We start from the raw sequence: 23606 nt of genomic DNA, 5'->3' as shown, positions 1-23606 counted from the left end.
CTGCTGCTTTTCCCCCCCCCCCCCTCTCACCCCCCCCCCCCCCCCCACCCTCCCCCCCCCTTCCCCCCCCCCCCCCCCCCCCCCCCGTGCCCCCCCCCCCGGCGCCCCCCCCCCCACCACAGGCGGTTGCCCGGCGAACCCGGGCAGACGTCGGTCAGGCGGTGAGGTACTTCGCCAGGTCGTCGAGGATCCGGCTGGCGGCGCCGACGCCGATGCCGGTCATCCAGATCTGGTCGGAGACGACGTGCGCCTTGCCCGCCTTGACCGCCGGCAGGGCCTTCCACAGCGTCCCGCCGGTGACCTTCGCCTGCTCGGCGGCGGCCTTCTCGCCGTACGCGGTCACGAAGATGACGTCACCGTCGACCTCGCCGATGCGCTCCGGGCTCACCCGGTCCATCCGCCGGTCCTCCTTGCCGGTCAGCAGCTGCCGCTCGGGGCGGCCCAGGCCGGTGTCGCCGATCACGATGCCGGAGAACGAGTCCGGCCCGTACACCCGGATCTCGGTCGGCATGAAGCGGACGATGGACACCTTGCGGTCGGCGGCGTCGCCCAGCTTGGCGCCGAACTCCTTGGCCCGGGTCTCGTACGCGGTGAGCAGGTCCTTGGCCTGCTGCTCCTTGCCGAGCGCCTTGCCGTCGAGGAGGAAGTTCTCCTTCCAGGTGATGCCGACCTTCTCGGTGAACACGGTCGGCGCGATGGCCTTCAGCTCGTCGTAGAACTTCTCCTGGCGGAACTTGCTGCCCAGGATCAGGTCCGGCTTGAGGGCGTTGATGGCCTCCAGGTCGGGCTCGGTGAGCACCCCGACCTCCTTGATGCCGGCGAGCTTCTCCTCGCCGAAGTAGGTCGGCCAGCTCTTCGCCTCGCCCGCGGTGGCGGCGCCGACCGGCGTGACGCCGAGGGACAGCGCGGTGTCGATCTTGTCGGTGTCGAGCACGACGACCCGCTTCGGGTCGGCCGGCACCTTGGTGGTGCCCATGGCGTGGGTGATCTCCCGGGTCTCCCCGGTGGTGGTGCCGGCGACCGGGTCGCTCTCACCGCAGGCGGTGAGGCCGACGCCGAGGACCAGCGCCGCGGTGAGGGCGGCGGCGAGACGACGCATCAGATTCCTTTCGAGGGTTACGAGCCGGTGCGCGGGGTGAGCGCGTCCTCGGCCGGGGGGCGGGCCGCCGGGGCCGGCGGTCCCGCCGGAGCTGAGCCGACCAGGTCGGCCGCGTCGGACGGCCGGGTCAGCGAGGGGCTGGTGAGCGCGGGCACCACGAGGGGCGCCCCGGTCACCGGGCAGGGCACGACCACGCAGTCGAGCCCGAAGACGTCCCGGACCAGGTCGGCGGTGAGGATCTCCCGGGGCGGCCCGGCGGCCACCACGGCGCCGGACCGCATCGCGACCAGGTGGTCGGCGTACCGGGCGGCCTGGTTGAGGTCGTGCAGCACGGCCACCACCGTCCGGCCCCGCTCGGCGCGCAGCCGGTGCAGCAGGTCCAGCACCTCCACCTGGTGGGCGAGGTCGAGGAAGGTGGTCGGCTCGTCGAGCAGCAGCGCCTCGGTGTCCTGGGCGAGGGTCATGGCGATCCAGACGCGCTGCCGCTGACCGCCGGAGAGGGTGTCCACGGGCCGGCCGGCCAGCCCGGCCACGTCGGCGAGCGCCATGGCCCGGTCGACGGCGGCGCTGTCCTCCTCCGACCACTGCCGCCACCACCGCTGGTACGGCTGCCGGCCCCGGCCGACCAGGTCGGCGACGGTGACCCCCTCCGGCACCAGCGGACTCTGCGGCAGCACGCCGAGCCGCCGGGCGACGTCGCGGGTCGGCAGGTCCCGGATGGCGGCGCCGTCGAGCAGCACCGCGCCCCGCCGGGGCGTGAGCAGACGGGCCATGGTGCGCAGCAGGGTGGACTTGCCGCAGGCGTTGGGCCCGACGATCACGGTGAACGCGTCGGCGGGCAGCTCCAGGTCGAGCCCGTCCAGCACCGTCCGCTCGTCGTAGCCGGCGACCAGGTCGCGGGTGGAGAGCATCATGCCTCCTTGCCAGGGTGGGACATCACGAGGGCCGCCGGCGGCCGCGGACCAGCAGGAAGATCAGGTACGGGCCGCCGATGGCGGCGGTCAGCACCCCTGCGGGCAGCTGGGTGGGGGCGAAGAGCCGCCGGCCGGCCAGGTCGGCCAGCACCAGCAGCAGCGCTCCGAGCAGCGCGGCGCAGACCAGCGGGGGGCGCTCCGCGCGGACCAGCCGCCGGGCCAGTTGCGGGGCGACCAGGGCGACGAAGTCGACCGCGCCCACCTGGGCGGTGACCATCGCGGCGGCCAGCACCCCGGTGCCGGCGAGGCCGACCCGGCGGGCCACCGGGCGCAGGCCGATCCCCCGGGCGGTGTCGTCGTCCAGCGCGGTGCTGTTCAGCGCCCAACCGGCCCAGGCGAGCACCGGCAGGAGCGCGACGAGGGTGGCGGCGATCCAGATGGCCTCGGTCCAGCCCTTGCCGGCGAGCGTGCCGATCAGCCAGATCTGCGCGCGCAGCCCGTCGATCGGGTCGGCGGTGAGCATGACCACCTCGGTCAGGGCCCGCAGCGCGAAGGCCACCGCCACGCCGGCGAGCACGAACCGCTGGGCGGCCAGCCCGTGCCGGGCGCCGAGGACGAACAGCAGCGCGGCGGCGGCCAGGCCGCCGGCCAGCGCCGCCGGCGCCACGATCACCGCGGCGGCCCCGCCGGTCAGGGCCACCGTGGCGGCGAGACCGGCGCCCTGGGTGATGCCGACGACGTCCGGGCTGGCGAGCGGGTTGCGGGCCACGCTCTGGATCAGCGTGCCGGCGACCCCGAAGGCCGCGCCGGCCACCGCGGCCAGCACCAGCCGGGGCAGCCGCAGGTCGAAGACGACCAGGTCGTACGGGGTGCCGGCGCCGGAGAGGGCGCGCAGCACGTCGACCGGGGCGACGTACGGGGTGCCGAGGGAGAGGCTGAGCACCCCGGCGCCCAGCAGCAGCACGACCAGCGTGGCGGCGACCAGCACCGAGCGGCGGCGGATCTGCACGCTGACCGGGCCGACGCGCACCAGCGAACGCCCGGGCAGCGCGACGACTCCGGCACGGGGGCGGCCCGTCGACCGGTCGGCCGGCTTGCGGGTGGCGGGGCGGGCGGGGGCGGTCACGCCGTCACCACCTTCGCGCGGGGAACGAGCAGGGCGGGCGGCAGAGCGCCGACCAGGGCGAGGCCGATCACGCCGTCACCACCTTCGCGCGGCGGACCAGCCAGGCCAGCAGCGGGGCGCCGACGAGTGCGGTGACGATGCCCGCCGGCACCTCCCCGGGCGGGGCGACCAGCCGGCCGACGACGTCGGCGCCGAGCAGCAGCGCGGGCCCGAGCATTGCGGAGACCGCCAGGGTCCAGCGGTGGTCGGCGCCGACCAGGGCACGGGCCAGGTGCGGCACGGCGAGCCCGACGAAGGCGATCGGGCCGGCGGCGGCGACGGCCGCCCCGGTGAGGAGCACGGCGGCGACGCCGCCGCCGAGGCGGACCAGCCCGATCCGGTGCCCGAGGCCCCGGGCCACGTCGTCGCCGAGGGCGAGGGCGTCCAGGCCGCGGGCGACGAGGGCGGCCAGCGTCAGCCCGGCGAGCACGAACGGCAGCACCTGGGCGGCCACCGAGAGATCCCGCCCGGTGAGCCCGCCGACCACCCAGAACCGGTAGTCCTCGAACGTGCGGGCGTCGATGCTGAGCAGCGCGTACACCACGGAGGCCAGACTGGCGTCGAGGGCCGCGCCGACCAGCGCGAGGGTGACCGGGCTGGCGCCCTCGCGAGCGCGGGTGGCGACGGCGAAGACCAGCAGGCCGGCGAGGAGCGCGCCGCCGATGCCGAACCAGACGTAGCCGGCGAGGCTGCCGACGCCGAAGACGGAGATGGCGAGCACCACGCCGAACGACGCGCCGGCGCTGATCCCGAGGATGCGCGGCTCCGCGAGCGGGTTGCGGGTCAGCGCCTGGAAGAGCACCCCGGCGACGGCGAGCGCCAGCCCGACGGCGAGGCCGAGGGCGGTGCGCGGCATCCGCAGCTCCCGGACGATGGTGGTGGCCTCGCCGCCGTCCGGGGCGACCAGGGCGCGCCACACCTCGTCGACGGCGAGCGACCGGCTGCCGAGCGCGAAGCTCGCCAGCACGGCCAACAGCAGCGCCAGCGCGGCGGCGACGGCGACCGCCGCCCGACGGCCGCCATGCGCGCGGGGCCGGGCGCCGGCCGGGGCCGGTGGGGTGGCGAGGGTGGTCACGAGTCTCCCGCAAGCTGTGCTTAGGTTCGCCTTACCTTAGACCACCCGGTTAGGGCCGCCTAACCAGCGGTGGTCGATCCGCCGCGCCGCCGCCCGGCGGCACGTCCCGGCCCTACGCTGGGGGGATGCGATTCGACCAGCACACGGTGGTGCTCCTGGTGCGCCCGCCGGACGCCCCGGAGCTGCCGCTGGACGCGGCCGACCGGTTGCAGGACGCCCACCTGGCCCACCAGGCGGGGCTGGTGGACCAGGGTCTCGTCCTGGCGGCGGGGCCCTTCGTGGGGGCCGACGACGACCGGCTGCGCGGGTTCGTCGTGCTCCCGATCAGCCCTGAGGAGGCCCGCGAGCTGTATCACAACGACCCGGCCGTGCGGGCCGGGCAGCTGGCCGTGCAGGTGATGAGCTGGATGGTGCCGGAGGGCAACGTGCGGTTCGAGAGCGTGCCGGTCCCCCGGTCGATGTTGGAGGCGGCGGCCGGCGACTGAGCCGTCAGTCCCCGGCGCGGGCCGCCGGCAGCGACGGGCCGTCGAGCTGGTGGTCGGCCCAGACGTAGGTCTCGGGCAGCAGCTCGGCGACCGGCACCACGCGCAGCGCGTCCATCGGCCCGACGATGACCCGGATGGTGGGGAAATAGTCGCGCAGCACCTGCCGGCAGCGCCCGCAGGGCGCGATCACCCCACGCCCCCGGTCGCCCACCGCGACGATCGTCTCCAGCTCGGTGACGCCCTGGGTGGCGGCGGCGCCGACCGCGACCACCTCCGCGCAGGGGCCGCCGGTGAAGTGGTAGACGTTCACCCCGGTGAAGACCCGACCGTCGGTGGTCCGCGCGGCGGCGGCGACCGTGTGGTTCTCGCTGCGGCAACGCAGCTTGGCGACCGCTGTGGCAGCCTGCACCAGGGCCCGGTCGGTGTCCCGCATCGTCATCGCGCATCCCCGTGGTTCGACGTCGGTCGGCGGTCAACTCTAGACCCGCCGGCGCCCGCGCGGGCGGACGCGCGCGGGCGGAGCGGTAACCCGGGAGCGGTCCGGCCGCCGGCTGCCTATCCTTGGCGACGACATGCAGAATCCAGCCGCACCCGCCGCGACCGATCCCGTCCGCGAGCTGCACCGCCGCCTCCGCCCCCTGATGTTCCGCGACCAGCGTCGTCTGCAACGGCGGCTGGACGGGGTGCGCAGGCTCAGGGACCCGCAGCGGCGCGACGAGGCGCTCGCCGAGATCGCCGCCGACGTCGCGCGGGCCGAGGCGCGGCTGGAGAACCGGCGCGCCGCCGTGCCGGTGGTCACCTACCCGGCCCAGCTGCCGGTCAGCGAGCGCAAGGACGACATCGCCGCCGCGATCCGCGACCACCAGGTGGTGATCGTGGCCGGCGAGACCGGCTCCGGCAAGACCACCCAGCTGCCCAAGATCTGCCTGGAGCTGGGGCGCGGGATCAACGGGCTGATCGGGCACACCCAGCCGCGCCGCCTGGCCGCGCGTACGGTGGCGGACCGGATCGCCGAGGAGCTCGGCACCGAGCTGGGCGACGTGGTCGGCTACAAGGTGCGCTTCACCGACCAGGTGAGCGACCGGAGCCTGGTCAAGCTGATGACCGACGGCATCCTGCTCGCCGAGTTGCAGACCGACCGGATGCTGCGCCAGTACGACACCCTGATCATCGACGAGGCGCACGAGCGCAGCCTCAACATCGACTTCATCCTCGGCTACCTCCGGCAGCTCCTCCCCCGCCGCCCCGACCTCAAGGTGATCATCACCTCGGCGACCATCGAGACCGAGCGGTTCGCCCGGCACTTCGCCGGGCCGCCCACCGACGACGCGCCGGAGGGCGTCCCGGCGCCGGTGGTCGAGGTGTCCGGGCGCACGTACCCGGTCGAGGTGCGCTACCGGCCGCTGGTCGAGGTCGCCGAGGGCGAGGACGACGGGGACGACGAGGAGAACGTCCGGGACCAGATCCAGGCCATCGGTGACGCCGTCGAGGAGCTGGCCGCCGAGGGGCCCGGCGACGTCCTGGTCTTCCTCAGCGGCGAGCGGGAGATCCGGGACACCGCCGACGCGCTGGGCAAGCTGGTGGAGAAGAAGCCGGCGCTGCGCGGCACGGAGATCCTGCCGCTCTACGCCCGGCTCTCCACCGCCGAGCAGCACCGGGTCTTCGCCCCGCACGCCGGGCGCCGGGTGGTGCTCGCGACCAACGTCGCGGAGACCTCGCTCACCGTGCCCGGCATCAAGTACGTGGTGGACCCGGGCACGGCCCGCATCTCCCGATACAGCAGCCGGCTCAAGGTGCAGCGGCTGCCGATCGAGCCGGTCTCGCAGGCGTCGGCCAACCAGCGCAAGGGGCGCTGCGGGCGCACCTCGGACGGCATCTGCATCCGCCTCTACGACGAGCAGGACTTCCTGTCCCGCCCCGAGTTCACCGACCCCGAGATCCTGCGCACCAACCTCGCCTCGGTCATCCTCCAGATGACCTCGATCGGGCTCGGCGACATCGCCGCGTTCCCGTTCATCGACCCGCCGGACCGACGCAACATCGCCGACGGCGTCAACCTGCTGCACGAGTTGGGCGCGCTGGACCCGGCCGAGACCGACCCGGCGAAGCGGCTCACCCCACTCGGCCGGCGGCTCGCCCAGCTCCCCGTCGACCCGCGGCTGGCCCGGATGGTCGTCGAGGGTGAGCGCAACGGCTGCGCCACCGAGGTGATGGTGATCGCCGCCGCGCTGTCGATCCAGGATCCCCGCGAACGGCCCGCGGACCGGCAGGCCCAGGCCGACCAGGCGCACGCCCGGTTCACCGACCGCGAGTCGGACTTCGTGACGCTGCTCAACCTGTGGCGGCACCTGCGCGAGCAGCAGCGCGAGCTGTCCTCCAGCGCGTTCCGCCGGATGTGCAAGGCGGAGTTCCTCAACTACCTGCGGGTACGCGAATGGCAGGACATCGTCAGCCAGTTGCGCCAGGTGCTGCGTACCCCCGATGAGGGGCGACCGGCGCGGGACGCCGACGGCGGCGGTCGGCGCCGGGGCGGCGCGGACCTGCCGGAGGAGATCGACACCCCCAAGGTGCACCAGTCTCTGCTCGCCGGCCTGCTGTCGCACATCGGGCTCAAGGACGCCCAGAAGCACGAGTACCTGGGCGCGCGGGGCGCCAAGTTCGCGCTCTTCCCGGGCTCGGCGCTGTTCAAGAAGCCGCCGCGGTGGGTGATGGCCGCCGAGCTGGTGGAGACCTCCCGGCTCTGGGGCCGGGTGAACGGCCGGGTCGAGCCGGAGTGGGTCGAGCCCCTCGCCCAGCACCTGGTCAAGCGCAGCTACAGCGAGCCGCACTGGGAGAAGAAGCAGGCGGCCGTGATGGCGTACGAGAAGGTGACGCTCTACGGCGTCCCGCTGGTCACCTCTCGCAAGGTCAACTTCGGCCGGATCGACCCGGCGCTGTCCCGCGAGCTGTTCATCCGGCACGCCCTGGTGGAGGGCGACTGGCAGACCCACCACCACTTCTGGCGGGACAACCAGCGGCTGCTGGCGGAGATCGAGGAGCTGGAGAACCGGGCCCGCCGCCGCGACATCCTCGTCGACGACCAGACCGTCTTCGACTTCTACGACGCCCGCGTCCCGGCGGACGTGGTCTCCGGGCGGCACTTCGACGCCTGGTGGAAGAAGACCCGCCGCGAGCAGCCGGACCTGCTCACCTTCACCCGGGAGTTGCTGGTCAACGCCGGCCGCGGCGGGGTGGACGAGGCCGACTATCCCGACGAGTGGTCGGCCGACGGGGTGACCCTGCCGCTGACCTACCGGTTCGAGCCGGGCACCGCGACCGACGGCGTGACCGTCGACATTCCGCTGCCGCTGCTCAACCAGGTGCCGGCGGAGAGCTTCGACTGGCAGGTCCCCGGGCTGCGCGAGGAACTGGTGGTCGCGCTGATCCGCTCGCTGCCCAAGGCGGTGCGCCGCAACTTCGTCCCGGTGCCGGACTACGCCCGCGCGGCGCTCGCCGCGATGCCGGCCGGCGAGGAGCCGCTGCTGGACGCGCTGACCCGGCAGCTGCGCCGGATGACCGGCGTCACCGTGCCCCGCGACGCCTGGGACCTCGACCGGCTCCCCGCGCACCTGCGGGTGAGCTTCCGGGTGCTCGACGAGGAGAACAAGCCGGTCGCCGAGGGCAAGGACCTGCCGGCCCTGCAACGCCAACTCAAGGCGGAGGTACGCCAGGTGGTGGCCGCCGCCGCGCCGGACGTGGCCCGCACCGGGCTGACCGACTGGGGCATCGGCACGCTGCCGCGCACCATCGAGCAGGTCCGGGCCGGGTACGCGGTGACGGCGTACCCGGCGCTGGTGGACGAGGGCGCCACGGTCGGGGTGAAGGTGTTCGACTCGCCGGCCGAGCAGGAGGCCGCGCACTGGGCGGGCACCCGGCGGCTGCTCCGGCTGACCGTGCCGTCGCCGGCGAGGTTCCTCCAGGGGCGGCTGAGCAACGAGGCGAAGCTGGCCCTGAGCCGCAACCCGCACGGGGGTGTGCAGCAGCTCATCGAGGATGCCGCCGGGGCGGCGATCGACAAGCTGATCGGCAACGCCGGCGGCCCGGCCTGGGACGCCGAGGGCTTCGCCGCCCTGCGCGAGAAGGTCCGCGCCGACCTGGTGGACACCGTGGTCGAGGTGATGGACCGGGTGCGCCGGGTGCTCGCCGCCGCGCACGCGGTGGAGCAGCGGCTCGGCAAGACCCAGAACCTGGCCGTGGTGGCGGCGCTGGCCGACATCCGGGCCCAGCTCACCGGCCTGGTGCACGCCGGCTTCGTCACCGAGACCGGGTACGCGCGCCTGCCCGACGTGCTGCGCTACCTCACGGCGATCGAGCGGCGGCTGGACCGGCTGCCCGGCAACCCGCAGCGCGACAAGCAGCAGCAGGACCGGATCGCGGTGGTGCAGAAGGAATACCAGGACATGCTCGCCGCGCTGCCGCCGAGCCGCCGGCAGTCGGCGGCGGTCCGGCAGATCCGCTGGATGATCGAGGAGCTGCGGGTGAACGTCTTCGCCCAGGCCCTGGGCACCCCGTACCCGGTGTCGGAGCAGCGGATCTACCGCGCGATGGACGACGCCGAGGGCAGGTAGTCCAGTCCCGGTGCGGCCGGGCTACGCCGGCATTCGTCTCCGCGACGGCCGCCGGGTCAGCCCGGCGGGGGCAGCGCGCCGACACGGGCGGGACGCCGGGCGCGGCTGAGCCGGGCGGGTCAGCGCGCCGACGCGGACGAGCCGCGCAGCACCCGCAGCAGCACCGCCGGGGAGAGCAGCCGCGCCGGCGGGTCGACGAGGTTGAGCACCCGCAGGAACGCCGCGCCCAGCGCCGCGTCCCGGGCCGCCGCGGCGTGCAGCCGGCCGACGTACGCGTTGACCAGGCGCACCCGCGGCGAACGCCGACCGGGTACCTCGGGGAAGCGCAGGTCGGTGCCGACCGCGATGGACCACGGCCCGTCGATCAGGCGACGCGCGCCCCGGAAGAAGCTCCGGGCGAGCCGGTCCGGCCGCCGCCGGACCAGCCGGCGCAGCAACAGCGCCTCCAGCGCGGCCACGGTCATGCCCTGCCCGTAGACCGGGTTGAAGCTGCACAACGCGTCGGCCACCACGAGATAGCCGGCCGGGAAGCGGCGCAGCCGCTCGTAGCGGCGCCGCACGCTGGCCGGGTACCGCATCGTCACCGGTGGGCTCGCCGGCCGCGCCGTACGCAGCAGCTCGGCGATCTGCGGGGCGGCGAGGCGGTCGGCGAAGGCGGCCATCCCCTCGTCGTCGGCCGGCGGCTCCTCGCCGAGCACGCCGCTGAGCGCCACCGCGAACCGGTCCTGTTCCTGCACGGCGACGATGCCGCCCCACGGCTGGCCGGGCACGGCGTTGGTGAGCGCGCCGAGCAGCCCCTCCAGGTGGTGCGGCTCGCGGCGGTAGGTGCGGGTGACGTAGGTGACCCCGATCCGGACCCGGTCCTCGGGCGCCGGCCGGTAGCCCAGCTCGGCCAGCCACACGGGGCTGCGGCTGCCCCGGCCGCCGGCGTCCACCACCAGGTCGGCCTCGACGGTGTGCGGCTCCCCGTCGCGGGGGCGCAGCCGCACGCCGGTGACCCGGCGCCGGTCGGCGGTGGTGGTGAGCCCCTCCGCCTCGCAGCCTGACACGATCCGGACTCCGGGCAGGGCGGCGACCCGCCGCCGGACCACCTGCTCCAGCAGCGGCCGGCTGACCCCGAAGCCGAGCAGCGGCGACGGCGCGCGCCGCATCCGGTGGCCGTCGTTGTACCAGTGGACCTGCTCGTGCAGGTCGACCGTCGGCACGCCGTTCGCGGTCAGCTCGGCGGTGATGCCGGGGAGCAGTTCCTCGAACGCCTGCCGGCCCCGGGCCAGGAGGACGTGCAACTGCCGCCCCTGCGGCACGCCCCGGCGGCTGGCCGCCCGCTCGGGCAGCACGTCGCGGTCGACGAGGGTGACCCGGTCGTACGCCTCGGTGAGTGCGCAGGCGACCAGCAGGCCGCCCATGCTGGCGCCGATCACCACGGCGCTGCCGGTTGCCATGCGGGCAGCGTAGGTCGACCGCCGGCCGGGATTCGCCTTCCGCCTTGCGCACCCGAGGTCACCTTGCCGACGGGTTGTCCCGGCGGGTCAGAGCGGCTCGACGCCGGGCGGCAGGTCGCCGTTGGTGGTGGCGTCGCGGACGTACTCCAGCAGTATCCGGCGCAGCTCCCGGCCGGCGTGGGTGGGCACCACGTCGCGGCGTCGGGCGACCGCGATGGTCCGCCGGACGCCGGGCGGGGCCAGCCGGGTGACCCGGACGCCCGCCCGGCGGGCCACCACGATCCCGGGCACCAGCGCGACGCCCAGCCCGGCCTCGACGAAGCTCAGCACGGCGTCCATCTCGCCGCCGTCGACCGCGATGGTGGGCTCGAAGCCGGCCTCCCGGCAGGCCTGGATGGTGGCGTCGCGCAGGTCGTAGCCCTCCCGGAACATCACCATCGGCTGGTCGCGCAGGTCGCCGACGCGCAGCTGGCCGGCGCCGGGGGCGACCGGCAGCTCCTCCACCGAGGCGACCACCAGGCTCTCCCGCAGGATCGGGTCCGCGCGCAGCCCGGGATCGCTGCCCTGTGCCGGCATGATGATCAGCGCCAGGTCGAGGTCGCCGCGAAGCAGGTCGCGGACCAGGTCCTGCGAGCCGCTCTCCTCCACCCGCAGGTCGACGGTGGGGTGGGCGTCGCGGAACCGGCGCAGCACCGGCGGGGCGAGCGAGGTGGCCAGGCTGGGGGTGGCGCCGAGCCGGACCCGGCCGCGCCGCAGCCCGACCAGCTCCTGCACCTCGCGGGTCGCCGTGTCCACGTCGGCGAGGATCCGCTTGGCCAGCGGAAGCAGCACCTCCCCCGCCGCGGTCAGCGCGATGTTGCCCCTTACCCGCTCGAAGAGGGGGGCGCCGAGGGCGTCCTCCAGGGCGTGAATTTGCTTACTCAAGGATGGTTGCGTGATGCCCACCAGATCGGCGGCTTGGGTGAAATGTCGGACTTCGGCGACCGCCACGAAGTACTTCAGCTGATGGAGCTGCATCTACATAGCCTATAGCTATCAAGACTGCGAGGTCGATGCATTGGACGACTGATCCATGTGCTCCTAGCGTCGTTCGCGTGGTAGTCACGAGAACACGGTCGCCCATCCGCTCCAACGTCGGCCTCAAGGCCGTCATGGCGGTGACGGGCATCATCCTGGTGCTGTTCCTCATCCTGCACATGCTCGGCAACCTGAAGGTGTTCACGGGGGAGACCTCGTTCGACCACTACGCGCACTGGCTGCGCGACATCGGCAAGCCGCTGCTGCCGGGCGTCTGGTTCCTCTGGATCCAGCGCGGCGCGCTGACCGTCGCCGTCGTGGCGCACATCGCCGCCGCCACCGCCCTGGCCCGGCGCTCCCGCGCCGCCCGCCCGGTCCGGTACGCACACCGCCCGAAGGTCCAGGGCAGCTACGCGGCCCGCACGATGCGCTGGGGCGGGGTGATCATCCTGCTCTTCGTGATCTACCACCTGCTGGACCTGACCACCGGTCACCTGAACCCGGTCGGCGACCCGACGAAGCCGTACGCCAACGTCGTCGCCGACTTCGCGCCGGAGCGCTGGTACGTCACGCTCTTCTACACCCTGGCGATCGTCGCGCTGGGCTTCCACCTGCGGCACGGGGCGTTCAGCGCGTTCCGCAGCCTGGGGCAGCAGACCCCGAAGGGCGAGCGCCGGGCGCGCACCGCCGCGCTGGTCTTCGCCGTCGCGCTCTGCGCCGGCTTCCTGGTGGTCCCGTTCGCCGTACTCACCGGATTGGTGTCCTGACATGGATCTCTACACCGAGGGCGACCCGATCGCCGACACCAAGGCTCCCGAGGGCCCGATCGAGACCCGCTGGGACCGCCGCCGCTTCGAGGCCAAGCTGGTCAACCCGGCCAACCGCCGGAAGATGACCGTGATCGTGGTCGGCACCGGCCTGGCCGGCGGCTCGGCCGCCGCCACGCTCGCCGAGCAGGGCTACCGGGTCAAGTCCTACTGCTACCAGGACAGCCCGCGCCGGGCGCACTCCATCGCCGCGCAGGGCGGCATCAACGCCGCCAAGAACTACCGCAACGACGGCGACTCGGTGCACCGGCTCTTCTACGACACCGTCAAGGGCGGCGACTTCCGGTCCCGGGAGTCGAACGTGCACCGGCTGGCCGAGGTCTCGGTCAACATCATCGACCAGTGCGTCGCCCAGGGCGTCCCGTTCGCCCGCGAGTACGGCGGCCTGCTGGACACCCGCTCCTTCGGCGGGGCGCAGGTGCAACGCACCTTCTACGCCCGGGGCCAGACGGGTCAGCAGCTGCTGCTCGGCGCGTACCAGGCGCTGGAGCGGCAGATCGGCCTCGGCAACGTCGAGATGAACGCCCGGCACGAGATGCTGGAGCTGATCGTCGTCGACGGCAAGGCCCGGGGCATCGTCGTCCGGGACATGGTCACCGGCGAGATCACCACGGAGTTCGCGGACGCGGTCGTGCTCGCCTCCGGCGGCTACGGCAACGTCTTCTACCTCTCCACCAACGCCAAGGGCTGCAACGTCACCGCCACCTGGCGGGCGCACCGCAAGGGCGCGTACTTCGCCAACCCCTGCTACACGCAGATCCACCCGACCTGCATCCCGGTCTCCGGCGACCACCAGTCGAAGCTGACCCTGATGAGCGAGTCGCTGCGCAACGACGGCCGGGTCTGGGTGCCCAAGGCCAAGGGCGACACCCGCAGCCCGAAGGACATCCCCGAGGACGAGCGGGACTACTACCTGGAGCGGATCTACCCCTCCTTCGGCAACCTGGTCCCCCGGGACATCGCCTCCCGCGCCGCCAAGAACGTGTGCGACGAGGGACGCGGCGTCGGCCAGACGGGGCTCGGCGTCTACCTGGACTTCGCCGACGCGATCAACCGGCTCGGCCGCAAGGCCATCGAGGCCAAGTACGGCAACCTCTTCGAGATGTACGAGCGGATCACCGGCGAGGACCCGTACGAGGTCCCGATGCGGATCTACCCCGCCGTGCACTACACGATGGGCGGCCTCTGGGTCGACTACGACCTCCAGTCGACCATCCCGGGCCTGTTCGTGGTCGGCGAGGCGAACTTCTCCGACCACGGCGCGAACCGGCTCGGCGCCTCGGCTCTGATGCAGGGCCTGGCCGACGGCTACTTCGTGCTGCCGAACACCATCGCCAACTACCTGGCGGCCGGGCCGTTCGACAAGGTCGACGCCAGCCACCCGGCGGCCGTGCAGGCACGCGCCGACGTCGAGGACCGCATCCAGCGGCTGCTGGCGGTCGACGGCGACCGGACCGTCGACTCGTTCCACCGCGAGCTGGGCCAGATCATGTGGGAGCACTGCGGCATGGAGCGCAGCGCGACCGGGCTGCGCAAGGCGATCGACGAGATCCGCGCCCTGCGCGACCAGTTCTGGCAGCGGGTCCGGGTGCCGGGCACCGGCGAGGGGCTCAACCAGTCGCTGGAGAAGGCCGGCCGGGTGGCCGACTTCTTCGAGCTGGCCGAGCTGATGTGCATCGACGCCCTGCACCGCGAGGAGTCCTGCGGCGGCCACTTCCGGGCCGAGCACCAGACGCCCGACGGCGAGGCGGAACGCGACGACGAGCGGTTCGCGTACGTCGCGGCCTGGGAGTTCACCGCCACCGGCGAGCCCTCGGTGCTGCACAAGGAAGACCTGAAGTTCGAATACGTCCACCCCACGCAGCGGAGCTACAAGTGAACCTGACCCTGCGCATCTGGCGCCAGTCCGGCCCCGAGGACAAGGGTCGGATGGTGACCTACAAGGTCGACGACGTCTCCCCGGACATGTCGTTCCTGGAGATGCTCGACGTGCTCAACGAGCGGCTGATCCTCGCCGGCGAGGAGCCGGTGGCGTTCGACCACGACTGCCGCGAGGGCATCTGCGGCATGTGCGGCCTGATGATCAACGGCAACGCGCACGGGCCGCAGCGCGGCACCACCGCCTGCCAGCTGCACATGCGGCAGTTCTCCGACGGCGACACGATCGACATCGAGCCGTGGCGGGCCCGGGCGTTCCCGGTCATCAAGGACCTGGTGGTCAACCGGGGCGCGTTCGACAAGATCATCGCGGCCGGCGGCTACATCACCGCGCCGACCGGCAGCGCCCCCGAGGCACACTCCACCCCGGTCGCCAAGGCCAACGCCGACGCCGCCTTCGAGGCGGCCGAGTGCATCGGCTGCGGCGCCTGCGTGGCCGCCTGCCCCAACGGCTCCGGCATGCTCTTCACCGCCGCCAAGATCACCCAGCTCTCGCTGCTGCCGCAGGGTCAGCCGGAGCGCTACACCCGGGTGATCGGCATGGTCGACGCGCACGACGAGGCCGGCTTCGGCGGCTGCACCAACGCCGGTGAGTGCACCGTGGTCTGCCCGAAGGGCATCCCGCTGAACACGATCGGCCGACTCAACCGCGACTACCTGATGGCCACCTCGAAGCGGGGCGACAACACCCCCGGCGCCTGACCCCTTCCGGCAGCACGCCGACGGCGGGCCGTCGCACCCCTGCGGGTGCGGCGGCCCGCCCGCTTTCCGGCACTCGCCCGCCCGCCGCCGTCACGCCCGCAGCACGTCACCAACCACCCTGCCCCGCCCCACGGGGCAGCTCGACAGCCACCACGTGCCCCCGACCCACCTCACCAACTCGCCGCCGCCACCCGGGACGGCCAGCCGCCCAGCCGCGCCCCGACGCCCACTGTCTGACGCCGGCACTCACGGACCGGACAGCCAGGCAACCAGGCAACCAGGCAACCGACCGGGCCGTCGGGCAGCCGGCCGGCGGGTCCGGTTCACGCCCGGTTCAAGCCGGCGTGGACGGGTAGCAGTCCACCGGAGGATGCGAGAGGGGACATCGGGACATGAAGGCACTGACCTGGCAGGGCAAGCGGGACGTACGGGTCGAGGAGGTGCCGGATCCGCGGATCGAGGAGCCGACCGATGCGATCGTCCGGATCACCTCGACCGCCATCTGCGGCTCCGACCTGCACCTCTACGAGGTGCTCGGGCCGTACCTCAAGCCCGGCGACGTCCTCGGCCACGAGCCGATGGGCATCGTCGAGGAGGTCGGCCCGGGGGTGACCCGGCTCAAGCCGGGCGACCGGGTGGTGGTGCCGTTCAACATCTCCTGCGGCACCTGCTGGATGTGCCAGCGGCAGCTCTACGCCCAGTGCGAGACCACCCAGGTGACGTCCGAGGGCAAGGGCGGCGCGCTGTTCGGCTACACCTCGCTCTACGGCTCGGTGCCCGGCGGGCAGGCGGAGTACCTGCGGGTACCGCACGCCCTGTTCGGCCCGATCAAGGTGCCGGAGACCGGGCCCGACGAGCGGTGGCTCTACCTGTCCGACATCCTGCCGACGGCGTGGCAGGCGGTGAAGTACGCGGACACCCCGCGCGGTGGCACCCTCGCCGTCTTCGGGCTCGGCCCGGTCGGCCAGTTCTGCGCGCGCGTCGGCCGGCACCTCGGCGCCGACCGGGTGATCGGGCTGGACCTGGTTCCGGAGCGGCTGGCGATGGCGCGCCGGCACGGCATCGAGGTGCTCGACGTCAGCGAGCTGGACGACGTGCCCGGTGCGCTGATCGACCTGGTGGACGGGCGCGGCCCCGACGCGGTGATCGACGCCGTCGGCATGGAGGCGCACGGCGCTCCCCTCGGCAAGATCGCCCAGACCGCCGCCGGGCTGCTGCCCGACAAACTCGCCCAGACCATGACCGACAAGGTCGGCGTCGACCGGCTCGTCGTGCTCAAGGCGGCGCTCAAGGCGGTCCGGCGCGGTGGCACCGTCTCCATCTCCGGCGTGTACGGCGGCGAGGTGGACCCGATGCCGCTGATGGAGATGTTCGACCGGGGCATCCAGGTGCGGATGGGCCAGTGCCACGTGCGTCGGTGGACCGACGAGATCATCCCGCTGCTCTCCGACGACGACCCGCTGGGCGTGGAGGACCTGCGCACCCACCGGGTGCCGCTGGCGCGGGCGCCGCAGGCGTACGAGATGTTCCAGAAGAAGCGGGACGGCTGCGTCAAGGTCGTGCTCGCGCCGTGAGCCGGACGGTGGTCGTCACCGGCGCGACCAGCGGGATCGGCCGGGTGAGCGCGTCGTGGGATCACCGGCGTCGATCGTTTCGCCTAGGGTGGTGGGCCGGAGAGCACGGCCGACCACCACGACGGGAGAGACGATTGACGATCCGGGTGAACCGCAGGACCGCGCTGGGACTCGGCACGGTGGCCACCGCCGGGACGGTGCTCGGCGCCGCCGCGCCGGCGTCCGCCGCCCCCGAGGTCACCGAACCGGCTCCGGCCACACCCCGGCAGGCCGCCCGTCGGGTCGCCGAGAGCTACGCGCGGGAGACCGACCGCGCCGGCGGCAACTGGCAGGCGTACGTCAGCGTCGCCGACCCGGCCGGCGAGCCGGCGGTGGCGGTGGCCGACGAGCCGGACCGGCGGATCGAGGCGTACAGCGTCAACAAGATCGCGGTGGCGGCGGCGGTGCTGGACAAGGTCGACCGGGGGCTGCTGGCGCTCGACCAGCGGGTCGAGGTCACCGCCGCGATCGTGGTGCCCGGCGGGGACGGCATGTTCAGCCTGGACGGCGCCTACCCCAGCTCGGTGACGCTCGGCCACGCGCTGGCCAACCTGCTGACCGTCTCCGACGACACGGCGGTGCGGCTGTGCGGCCTGGTCTGCCCCGCCGCCGAACTCAACCAGATCCTGCGGGACAAGGGCTTCCCGAACACGCAGGTGCAGCCGGTGGCCAACCCGAACCGGTTCTTCCTCGGCACCAGCACCCCCCGGGAGACCCACGACCTGCTGCGCGCCCTGGTGGGCGGCACCCTGCTCTCGCCGGCCGCCACGGCGTTCGTGCTGCGGCTGCTGCGCGCCCCCGTCGCGTACACCGACGGGGTCCGGCGCGTCATGTCCTCGGCCGAGCGGGCCCGGATCGCCACCAAGGCCGGCTGGTTCGCCGACGCCCGGCACGAGGCCGGGGTGATCTTCGACGCGGCCGGCGCGCCCCTGCTGACGTACGCCCTCTTCGCCGACGGGCAGGCCGGCGCCGACGACTACGGCGCCACCCATCCCGCCGTCGAGGCCCGGGCCCGGATGGGCCGGCGTTTCCTCGCCGCGGTCGACCGCCTCACCGGCACCGGCGCCATCCATCGTCCGGCCGTGCAGCGGCCCAGCAACGGCGGCTGAGCCGCCGCGCGGCGCGGGTGGTCCCGGCGGGCGTGCGGCCGGGGCCACCCTGACCGCCCGCAGACCCGCCGGAGACCCGGCTACCGTGTACGACGGGACACGGCGGAGGGACGGCGATGGGCGCACCAGCGGAACGCGCGGGACTCGACCGGGCGTTGGGGCGCCAGCTGCGCGGGGCGGCCGGGCTGGCCGCGCTGGCCGGGCTGGCGTGGGTGGCCCGGGACGTGCCGGCGGCGCTCGGCGGCCGGCTCACCGGCGCGCGGGCGGAGCGGGCGGCGCGCTCGCCGCAGTTCCGCGACGGCACCTTCCACAACCCCGGCGGCGCCCGCTCGATGGCCGGCACGCCCGACCGGGGCCTGATCCGCGAGTTGATCTTCGGCAAGCAGAAGCGCCGCCCGAGCGCCCCGGTGCCGCTGCTGCGCCCGGGCGCCGCCCCGGCCACCGACGTCGCACGCGAGCTGAACGTCGTCTGGTACGGCCACGCCTCCGCGCTGATCGAGATCGAGGGCCGCAAGGTGCTGCTCGACCCGGTGTGGAGCGAGCGGTGCTCGCCGTCGGCCCTGGTCGGCCCCCGCCGCCTGCACGAGATGCCGGTCCGCCTCGACGAGCTGCCCCCGGTCGACGCGATCCTGATCTCGCACGACCACTACGACCACCTCGACCTGGCGACCGTCCGGGCGCTGACCGACCTCCAGTCGGCGCCGTTCCTGGTGCCGCTCGGGGTGGGCGCGCACCTGGACCGCTGGGGCGTCCCGGCGGCGCGGATCGTCGAGCTGGACTGGTCCGAGAGCCACCGGGTCGCCGGGCTGGAGATCACCGCCACCGCCGCCCAGCACTTCTCCGGCCGGGGGCTGCGCCGCGACGGCACGCTGTGGGGCTCCTGGGTGGTGGCCGGCGCGCACCGGAACGTCTTCTACACCGGCGACTCCGGCTACTTCGACGGCTACGCCGCGATCGGCGCCGAGCACGGGCCGTTCGACGTCACGCTGATGCAGATCGGCGCGTACGACCGGGCCTGGCCGAGCATCCACATGTTCCCCGAGGAGGCCGTCGCCGCCCACCTCGACCTGCGCGGCGGGCTGCTCCTCCCCGTGCACTGGGCGACGTTCAACCTCGCCCTGCACGACTGGTCGGAGCCGGTGGACCGGATCTGGGCCGAAGCGAAGGCCCGCGACGTGCGGCTCGCCGTGCCCCGCCCCGGCGAGCGGGTGGTGGTGGACGACCCGCCGGCCGTCGACGGCTGGTGGCAGGCCGTCGCCTGACCGTCCTCAGAGGACGAACGCGTCGGTCCAGAGCGCGCCGGAGCGGCCCGACAGGGAGTCCAGCATGGCGACCGCCTGCCCGTCGGTGAGCTGGGCGACGAAGTCGACGATCGCCCGGCCGCGGGCCTTGCCGAGCCGGTCCGGCGTACGCGGGTGCAGCTCCGCCTCGGCCAGCTCCACCAGGTCGTGCAGGCGGCGTGGCAGCCGGGACTCCTCCTCGGGGTCGAGCAGCCAGTCCAGCAGCGCCTCCACCAGGGTGCCCAGCAGCCGGGCCTGCCCGCGCTGGTGCAGGGCCAGGTCGGGCCGGGCCAGCACGAACCGGTGGTGGACGAACTTGAGCACCTGCACCTCGTGCCACTGCGCCGGGGCGAGCAGCACGTGGCCGGAGCGGACCGAGGGCTGCTCGACCACCGTGATCGCGTCGACGAAGCGGGTGGTCCAGCGGGCGGAGAAGCGGGCCACGTACTGCTCCGCCTCGATGGAGCCGTCGAAGGGCATCGCCAGCAGCCCCTCCACCAGCTCCTCGCGGACGTGCTCGACGGCGGCGGCGAACGCCTCGTCGTCGGCGATCCAGGCGTCCTTGCGGTGCAGTTGCCGGCGCAGCCGCTCGATCGCCGAGCCGGGCCGGCGGGCCGCGGCGGTCAGGGCCGCGTCGGTGATGGCCCGGAAGTGCCCGCTCTCGCGCTGCCAGGCCATCAGCTCGGCGGAGACCGCGCCCTGCTGGAGCACCCCGACGCGGTAGAAGTCCTCCACGTCGTGGATCGCGTACGCGATGTCGTCCGCCGTGTCCATCACCGACGCCTCGACGGTCTGCTGCCAGTCCGGAATCCGGCCGACGAACGGCTCCCGAGCCTGCCGCAGGTCGTCGACCTCCGTCCGGTACGCGCCGAACTTCGAGGAGCCGCTGCCGGGGTCGTCGGGCGGCGGGGTGGCACCGCGCGGCGGTGGGTCCAGCAGGCGGGGGTGCGGGTCCGGATGGTCCAGGCGCGTCCACGGGTACTTCAGCATGGCCGCCCGCACCGCCGCCGTGAGGTCCAGGCCGGTGGTCGCCGCGCCGCGGATCTCGGTGCTGGTGACGATCCGGTACGACTGGGCGTTGCCCTCGAAGCCGTCGGTGAGCCCGAGCCGCTGCCGGGCCAGCCGGTCCAGCACCCGCTCCCCCAGGTGCCCGAACGGCGGGTGGCCGAGGTCGTGCGCGAGGGCGGCGGCCTCCACCACGTCCGGGTCGCAGCCGCCCAACTTCTCCAGCAGGTCACGGTGCTCGCCGTCGGCCGTGAGCCGCTCGGCGATCGCGCGTGCCACCTGGGCGACCTTGAGGCTGTGGGTCAGCCGGTTGTGCACCAGCAGGCCGGAGCCGCCGGGGCTGACCACCTGGGTGACACCGTTCAGCCGGGCGAAGAACGGCGAGGCCACGATCCGGTCCCGGTCGGCCCGGAACGGGCTGGCGGCGAGGTCACCGAGGGCCCGGGCGCTGCCGCCGAAGAGCCGCCGGGCCCGCGGGTCCGCGGGAGGTTCCATGATCGCCACGCTAGCGCAGGACGGGCCGGACCGACGACCGGTCGCCGCCGGCACGCCCGCCGGGAGGGCGGCGATGGGCGCCGGACCGAGGAGGCGGCACCGGGCGGAGCGGCGACGTGCCGGGACGGGCTCGCCGGGGCAGTGCGGCGGCGCGCTCGGGCAGGGCGGCGACGCGCCGGGGCGGGGGCGGCGACGGCAGTCGGTGGGGGCCGGCACAATGCTCAGCGGAACCCACACCGAAGGCGGATCGAGATCGTGACCCTCTCTGTTCATCAGCGGATCGCCGAGGAGCTCGGCGTCGCCGAGCGCCAGGTACGGGCGGCCGTGGAGCTGCTCGACGGCGGCGCCACCGTGCCGTTCATCGCCCGCTACCGCAAGGAGGCCACCGGCCTGCTCGACGACACCCAGCTGCGCACCCTGGAGGAGCGGCTGCGCTACCTGCGCGAGCTGGACGAGCGGCGCGCGGCGGTGCTGGAGTCGATCCGCGGCCAGGGCAAGCTCGACGAGGCCCTGGAAGCGCAGATCATGGCGGCCGACTCGAAGTCCCGCCTGGAGGACATCTACCTGCCCTACAAGCCCAAGCGGCGGACCCGGGCGCAGATCGCCCGCGAGGCGGGGCTGGAGCCGCTCGCCGAGTCGCTGCTGGCCGACCCGTCCCGGGATCCCCGCGAGGCCGCCGCCGGCTACGTCGACGCGGACAGGGGGGTCGCGGACCCCGCCGCCGCCCTGGAGGGCGCCCGGGCCATCCTCATCGAGCGGTTCGCCGAGGACGCCGACCTGATCGGCACGCTGCGCGAGCAGATGTGGTCGCGGGGCCGGCTCGTCTCGCGGGTACGCGACGGGCAGGAGTCGGCCGGCGCGAAGTTCGCCGACTACTTCGACTTCGCCGAGCCGTACCCGAAGCTGCCCTCGCACCGGATCCTCGCCATGTTCCGGGGCGAGAAGGAGGGCGTGCTCGACCTGACCATGGAGCCCGAGGAGGCCGGCGAGGCCGACGCGGCGCCCACCGGGCCGAGCCGCTACGAGGCGGCGATCGCCGGCCGGTTCGGCGTCACCGACAAGGGCCGGCCGGCCGACCGGTGGCTGGCCGACACGGTGCGCTGGGCCTGGCGCACCCGGATCCTCATCCACCTCGGCGCCGACCTGCGGATGCGGCTGTGGCAGGCGGCCGAGGAGGAGGCGGTGCGGGTCTTCGCCACCAACCTGCGCGACCTGCTGCTCGCCGCGCCCGCCGGCACCCGGCCCACGATGGGGCTGGACCCGGGCCTGCGCACCGGCGTGAAGGTCGCCGTGGTGGACGCCACCGGCAAGGTGGTCGCCACCGACACGATCTACCCGCACGAGCCGCGCCGGCAGTGGGACGCCTCGATCGAGACCCTCGCCCGGCTCGCCGGCGCGCACGGCGTCGAGCTGATCGCCATCGGCAACGGCACCGCCAGCCGGGAGACGGACAAGCTGGCCGGGGAGCTGATCAAGCGGCACCCGCAGCTCAACCTGACCAAGGTGGTGGTCTCCGAGGCAGGGGCGTCGGTCTACTCCGCGTCCGCGTACGCCGCCCAGGAGCTGCCCGGGCTGGACGTCTCGCTGCGCGGCGCGGTCTCCATCGCGCGCCGCCTGCAGGACCCGCTCGCCGAGCTGGTCAAGATCGACCCGCGTTCGATCGGCGTCGGCCAGTACCAGCACGACCTGTCCGAGGTGAAGCTCTCCCGGTCGCTGGACGCGGTGGTCGAGGACTGTGTCAACGCGGTCGGGGTCGACGTCAACACCGCCTCCGCGCCGCTGCTGACCCGGGTGTCGGGCATCGGCGCCGGGCTGGCGGAGAACATCGTGCTGCACCGCGACGCCAACGGGCCGTTCCGCACCCGGGCCGAGCTGAAGAAGGTCCCGCGGCTCGGGCCGAAGGCGTTCGAACAGTGCGCGGGCTTCCTGCGCATCCCGGGCGGCGCCGACCCGCTGGACTCGTCCAGCGTGCACCCGGAGGCGTACCCGGTGGTGCGCCGGATCCTGGCCAGCACCGGGCAGGACGTGCGGTCCCTGATCGGCAGGAGCGCCATCCTGCGCGGGCTGCGGGCCACCGACTTCGTCGACGACACCTTCGGCCTGCCCACCGTCACGGACATCCTCGCCGAGCTGGAGAAGCCGGGCCGCGACCCCCGGCCGGAGTTCCGCACCGCCACCTTCGTGGAGGGCGTGGAGAAGATCAGCGACCTGACGCCCGGGATGGTGCTGGAGGGCGTGGTCACCAACGTGGCCGCGTTCGGCGCGTTCGTGGACGTCGGGGTCCACCAGGACGGCCTCGTGCACGTCTCGGCCATGTCCCGGACGTTCGTGAAGGACCCGCGCGAGGTGGTCAAGTCCGGCGACGTGGTCCGGGTCAAGGTGCTCGACGTCGACGTGCCCCGCAAGCGGATCTCGCTCACCCTGCGGCTGGAGGACGACGCGGAGGCCGGCGCCGGTCGCGGCGGTCCGGAGGGCGGTCGCCGCGAGCGCGGCGGGCAGCCCGGGCAGGGCGGGCCGCGCGGCGACCGGGGTGGCCGGGACGGCGGTGGGCAGGGCGGACGCGGCGGGCGCGGCGGGTCGCCGCAGCGGCAGGGCGGCCGGGGCGGCGCCGCGCCGGCAGCGGCCAACAGCGCCATGGCCGACGCGCTGCGCCGGGCCGGCCTGGCCTGAGGTCATCCCGCCGGGCGGGCGCGAACGCGCACCGCCCGGCGGGCCCGAGGCCGGCGGGTGCGGCCGGTGGCGACCGCTGCCCGAGATCAGCGGACGGCGCGGAAGCAACCGGTACCGGGGCGGGCCGCGCGGGGAGCCACAGGTACCGGGGGCGGGCCGCGCG

At 74.2% G+C, this 23606-nt stretch carries 17 protein-coding genes; 9 read left to right on the top strand and 8 right to left on the bottom strand.

Going from position 1 to position 23606, the window contains the following annotated elements:
- Positions 1 to 154: 154 nt before the first annotated feature.
- The 4 genes from ACZ6O2_RS15415 to ACZ6O2_RS15400 all read right to left on the bottom strand — a co-directional run bounded on the left by ACZ6O2_RS15415 (position 155) and on the right by ACZ6O2_RS15400 (position 4253).
- Complete coding sequence (locus ACZ6O2_RS15415; RefSeq protein ID WP_350706406.1) at positions 155 to 1099, bottom strand: ABC transporter substrate-binding protein; 945 nt, start codon at positions 1097 to 1099, stop codon at positions 155 to 157.
- A gap of 17 nt (positions 1100 to 1116) precedes the next feature.
- On the bottom strand, positions 1117 to 2010 hold the full coding sequence (locus ACZ6O2_RS15410; RefSeq protein ID WP_466023273.1) for an ABC transporter ATP-binding protein: 894 nt from the start codon (positions 2008 to 2010) through the stop codon (positions 1117 to 1119).
- 25 nt (positions 2011 to 2035) lie between these two features.
- Positions 2036 to 3139, bottom strand: coding sequence for a FecCD family ABC transporter permease (locus ACZ6O2_RS15405; protein ID WP_466023272.1), 1104 nt, complete (start codon positions 3137 to 3139; stop codon positions 2036 to 2038).
- Between the two features lie 67 nt (positions 3140 to 3206).
- Positions 3207 to 4253, bottom strand: coding sequence for a FecCD family ABC transporter permease (locus ACZ6O2_RS15400; protein WP_466023271.1), 1047 nt, complete (start codon positions 4251 to 4253; stop codon positions 3207 to 3209).
- Between the two features lie 125 nt (positions 4254 to 4378).
- On the opposite strand from ACZ6O2_RS15400, the gene ACZ6O2_RS15395 reads away from it, so the two are divergent.
- The gene (locus tag ACZ6O2_RS15395; RefSeq protein ID WP_350706413.1) at positions 4379 to 4738 is read left to right on the top strand and encodes a YciI family protein; all 360 of its coding nucleotides are present in this window, start codon (positions 4379 to 4381) and stop codon (positions 4736 to 4738) included.
- A 4-nt stretch (positions 4739 to 4742) separates the two neighbouring features.
- Here ACZ6O2_RS15395 and ACZ6O2_RS15390 read toward each other — a convergent pair whose 3' ends face one another.
- Positions 4743 to 5177, bottom strand: a complete 435-nt coding sequence (locus ACZ6O2_RS15390; RefSeq protein WP_350706415.1) for a cytidine/deoxycytidylate deaminase family protein — start codon at positions 5175 to 5177, stop codon at positions 4743 to 4745.
- Between the two features lie 133 nt (positions 5178 to 5310).
- On the opposite strand from ACZ6O2_RS15390, the gene hrpA reads away from it, so the two are divergent.
- Positions 5311 to 9345, top strand: coding sequence for an ATP-dependent RNA helicase HrpA (gene hrpA, locus ACZ6O2_RS15385; protein WP_466023270.1), 4035 nt, complete (start codon positions 5311 to 5313; stop codon positions 9343 to 9345).
- A gap of 119 nt (positions 9346 to 9464) precedes the next feature.
- Here hrpA and ACZ6O2_RS15380 read toward each other — a convergent pair whose 3' ends face one another.
- A complete protein-coding gene (locus tag ACZ6O2_RS15380; protein WP_466023269.1) occupies positions 9465 to 10787 on the bottom strand; it encodes an FAD-dependent oxidoreductase in 1323 nt (440 codons plus the stop codon).
- An 87-nt stretch (positions 10788 to 10874) separates the two neighbouring features.
- A complete protein-coding gene (locus ACZ6O2_RS15375) occupies positions 10875 to 11804 on the bottom strand; it encodes a LysR family transcriptional regulator (protein WP_357451968.1) in 930 nt (309 codons plus the stop codon).
- Positions 11805 to 11881: 77 nt separating this feature from the next.
- On the opposite strand from ACZ6O2_RS15375, the gene ACZ6O2_RS15370 reads away from it, so the two are divergent.
- The 6 genes from ACZ6O2_RS15370 (at position 11882) to ACZ6O2_RS15345 (ending at position 19255) form a co-directional block, all read left to right on the top strand.
- Complete coding sequence (locus tag ACZ6O2_RS15370; RefSeq protein ID WP_466023268.1) at positions 11882 to 12571, top strand: succinate dehydrogenase cytochrome b subunit; 690 nt, start codon at positions 11882 to 11884, stop codon at positions 12569 to 12571.
- A gap of 1 nt (position 12572) precedes the next feature.
- On the top strand, positions 12573 to 14510 hold the full coding sequence (locus ACZ6O2_RS15365) for a fumarate reductase/succinate dehydrogenase flavoprotein subunit (RefSeq protein ID WP_466023267.1): 1938 nt from the start codon (positions 12573 to 12575) through the stop codon (positions 14508 to 14510).
- Positions 14507 to 15271, top strand: coding sequence for a succinate dehydrogenase/fumarate reductase iron-sulfur subunit (locus ACZ6O2_RS15360; protein WP_350706426.1), 765 nt, complete (start codon positions 14507 to 14509; stop codon positions 15269 to 15271). The genes ACZ6O2_RS15365 and ACZ6O2_RS15360 overlap by 4 nt, the downstream gene beginning before the upstream one ends.
- A 392-nt stretch (positions 15272 to 15663) precedes the next feature.
- Positions 15664 to 16845 carry a zinc-dependent alcohol dehydrogenase gene (locus ACZ6O2_RS15355; protein WP_466023266.1) on the top strand — a complete coding sequence of 394 codons (1182 nt, stop codon included), beginning with the start codon at positions 15664 to 15666 and terminating at the stop codon, positions 16843 to 16845.
- A 146-nt stretch (positions 16846 to 16991) separates the two neighbouring features.
- Positions 16992 to 17993, top strand: coding sequence for a serine hydrolase (locus ACZ6O2_RS15350; RefSeq protein WP_466023265.1), 1002 nt, complete (start codon positions 16992 to 16994; stop codon positions 17991 to 17993).
- A 116-nt stretch (positions 17994 to 18109) separates the two neighbouring features.
- On the top strand, positions 18110 to 19255 hold the full coding sequence (locus tag ACZ6O2_RS15345) for an MBL fold metallo-hydrolase (RefSeq protein ID WP_350706436.1): 1146 nt from the start codon (positions 18110 to 18112) through the stop codon (positions 19253 to 19255).
- 6 nt (positions 19256 to 19261) lie between these two features.
- On the opposite strand, the gene ACZ6O2_RS15340 is transcribed toward ACZ6O2_RS15345, so the two are convergent.
- Positions 19262 to 20773, bottom strand: coding sequence for a deoxyguanosinetriphosphate triphosphohydrolase family protein (locus tag ACZ6O2_RS15340; RefSeq protein WP_350706438.1), 1512 nt, complete (start codon positions 20771 to 20773; stop codon positions 19262 to 19264).
- Positions 20774 to 21028: 255 nt separating this feature from the next.
- On the opposite strand from ACZ6O2_RS15340, the gene ACZ6O2_RS15335 reads away from it, so the two are divergent.
- The gene (locus tag ACZ6O2_RS15335; RefSeq protein WP_466023264.1) at positions 21029 to 23443 is read left to right on the top strand and encodes a Tex family protein; all 2415 of its coding nucleotides are present in this window, start codon (positions 21029 to 21031) and stop codon (positions 23441 to 23443) included.
- Positions 23444 to 23606: the final 163 nt, after the last annotated feature.

It is taken from the genome of Micromonospora sp. NPDC048040, assembly GCF_055587185.1.
Note: the sequence above shows the minus strand (reverse complement) of the source record. Positions and strands in the feature narration are given on the sequence as shown.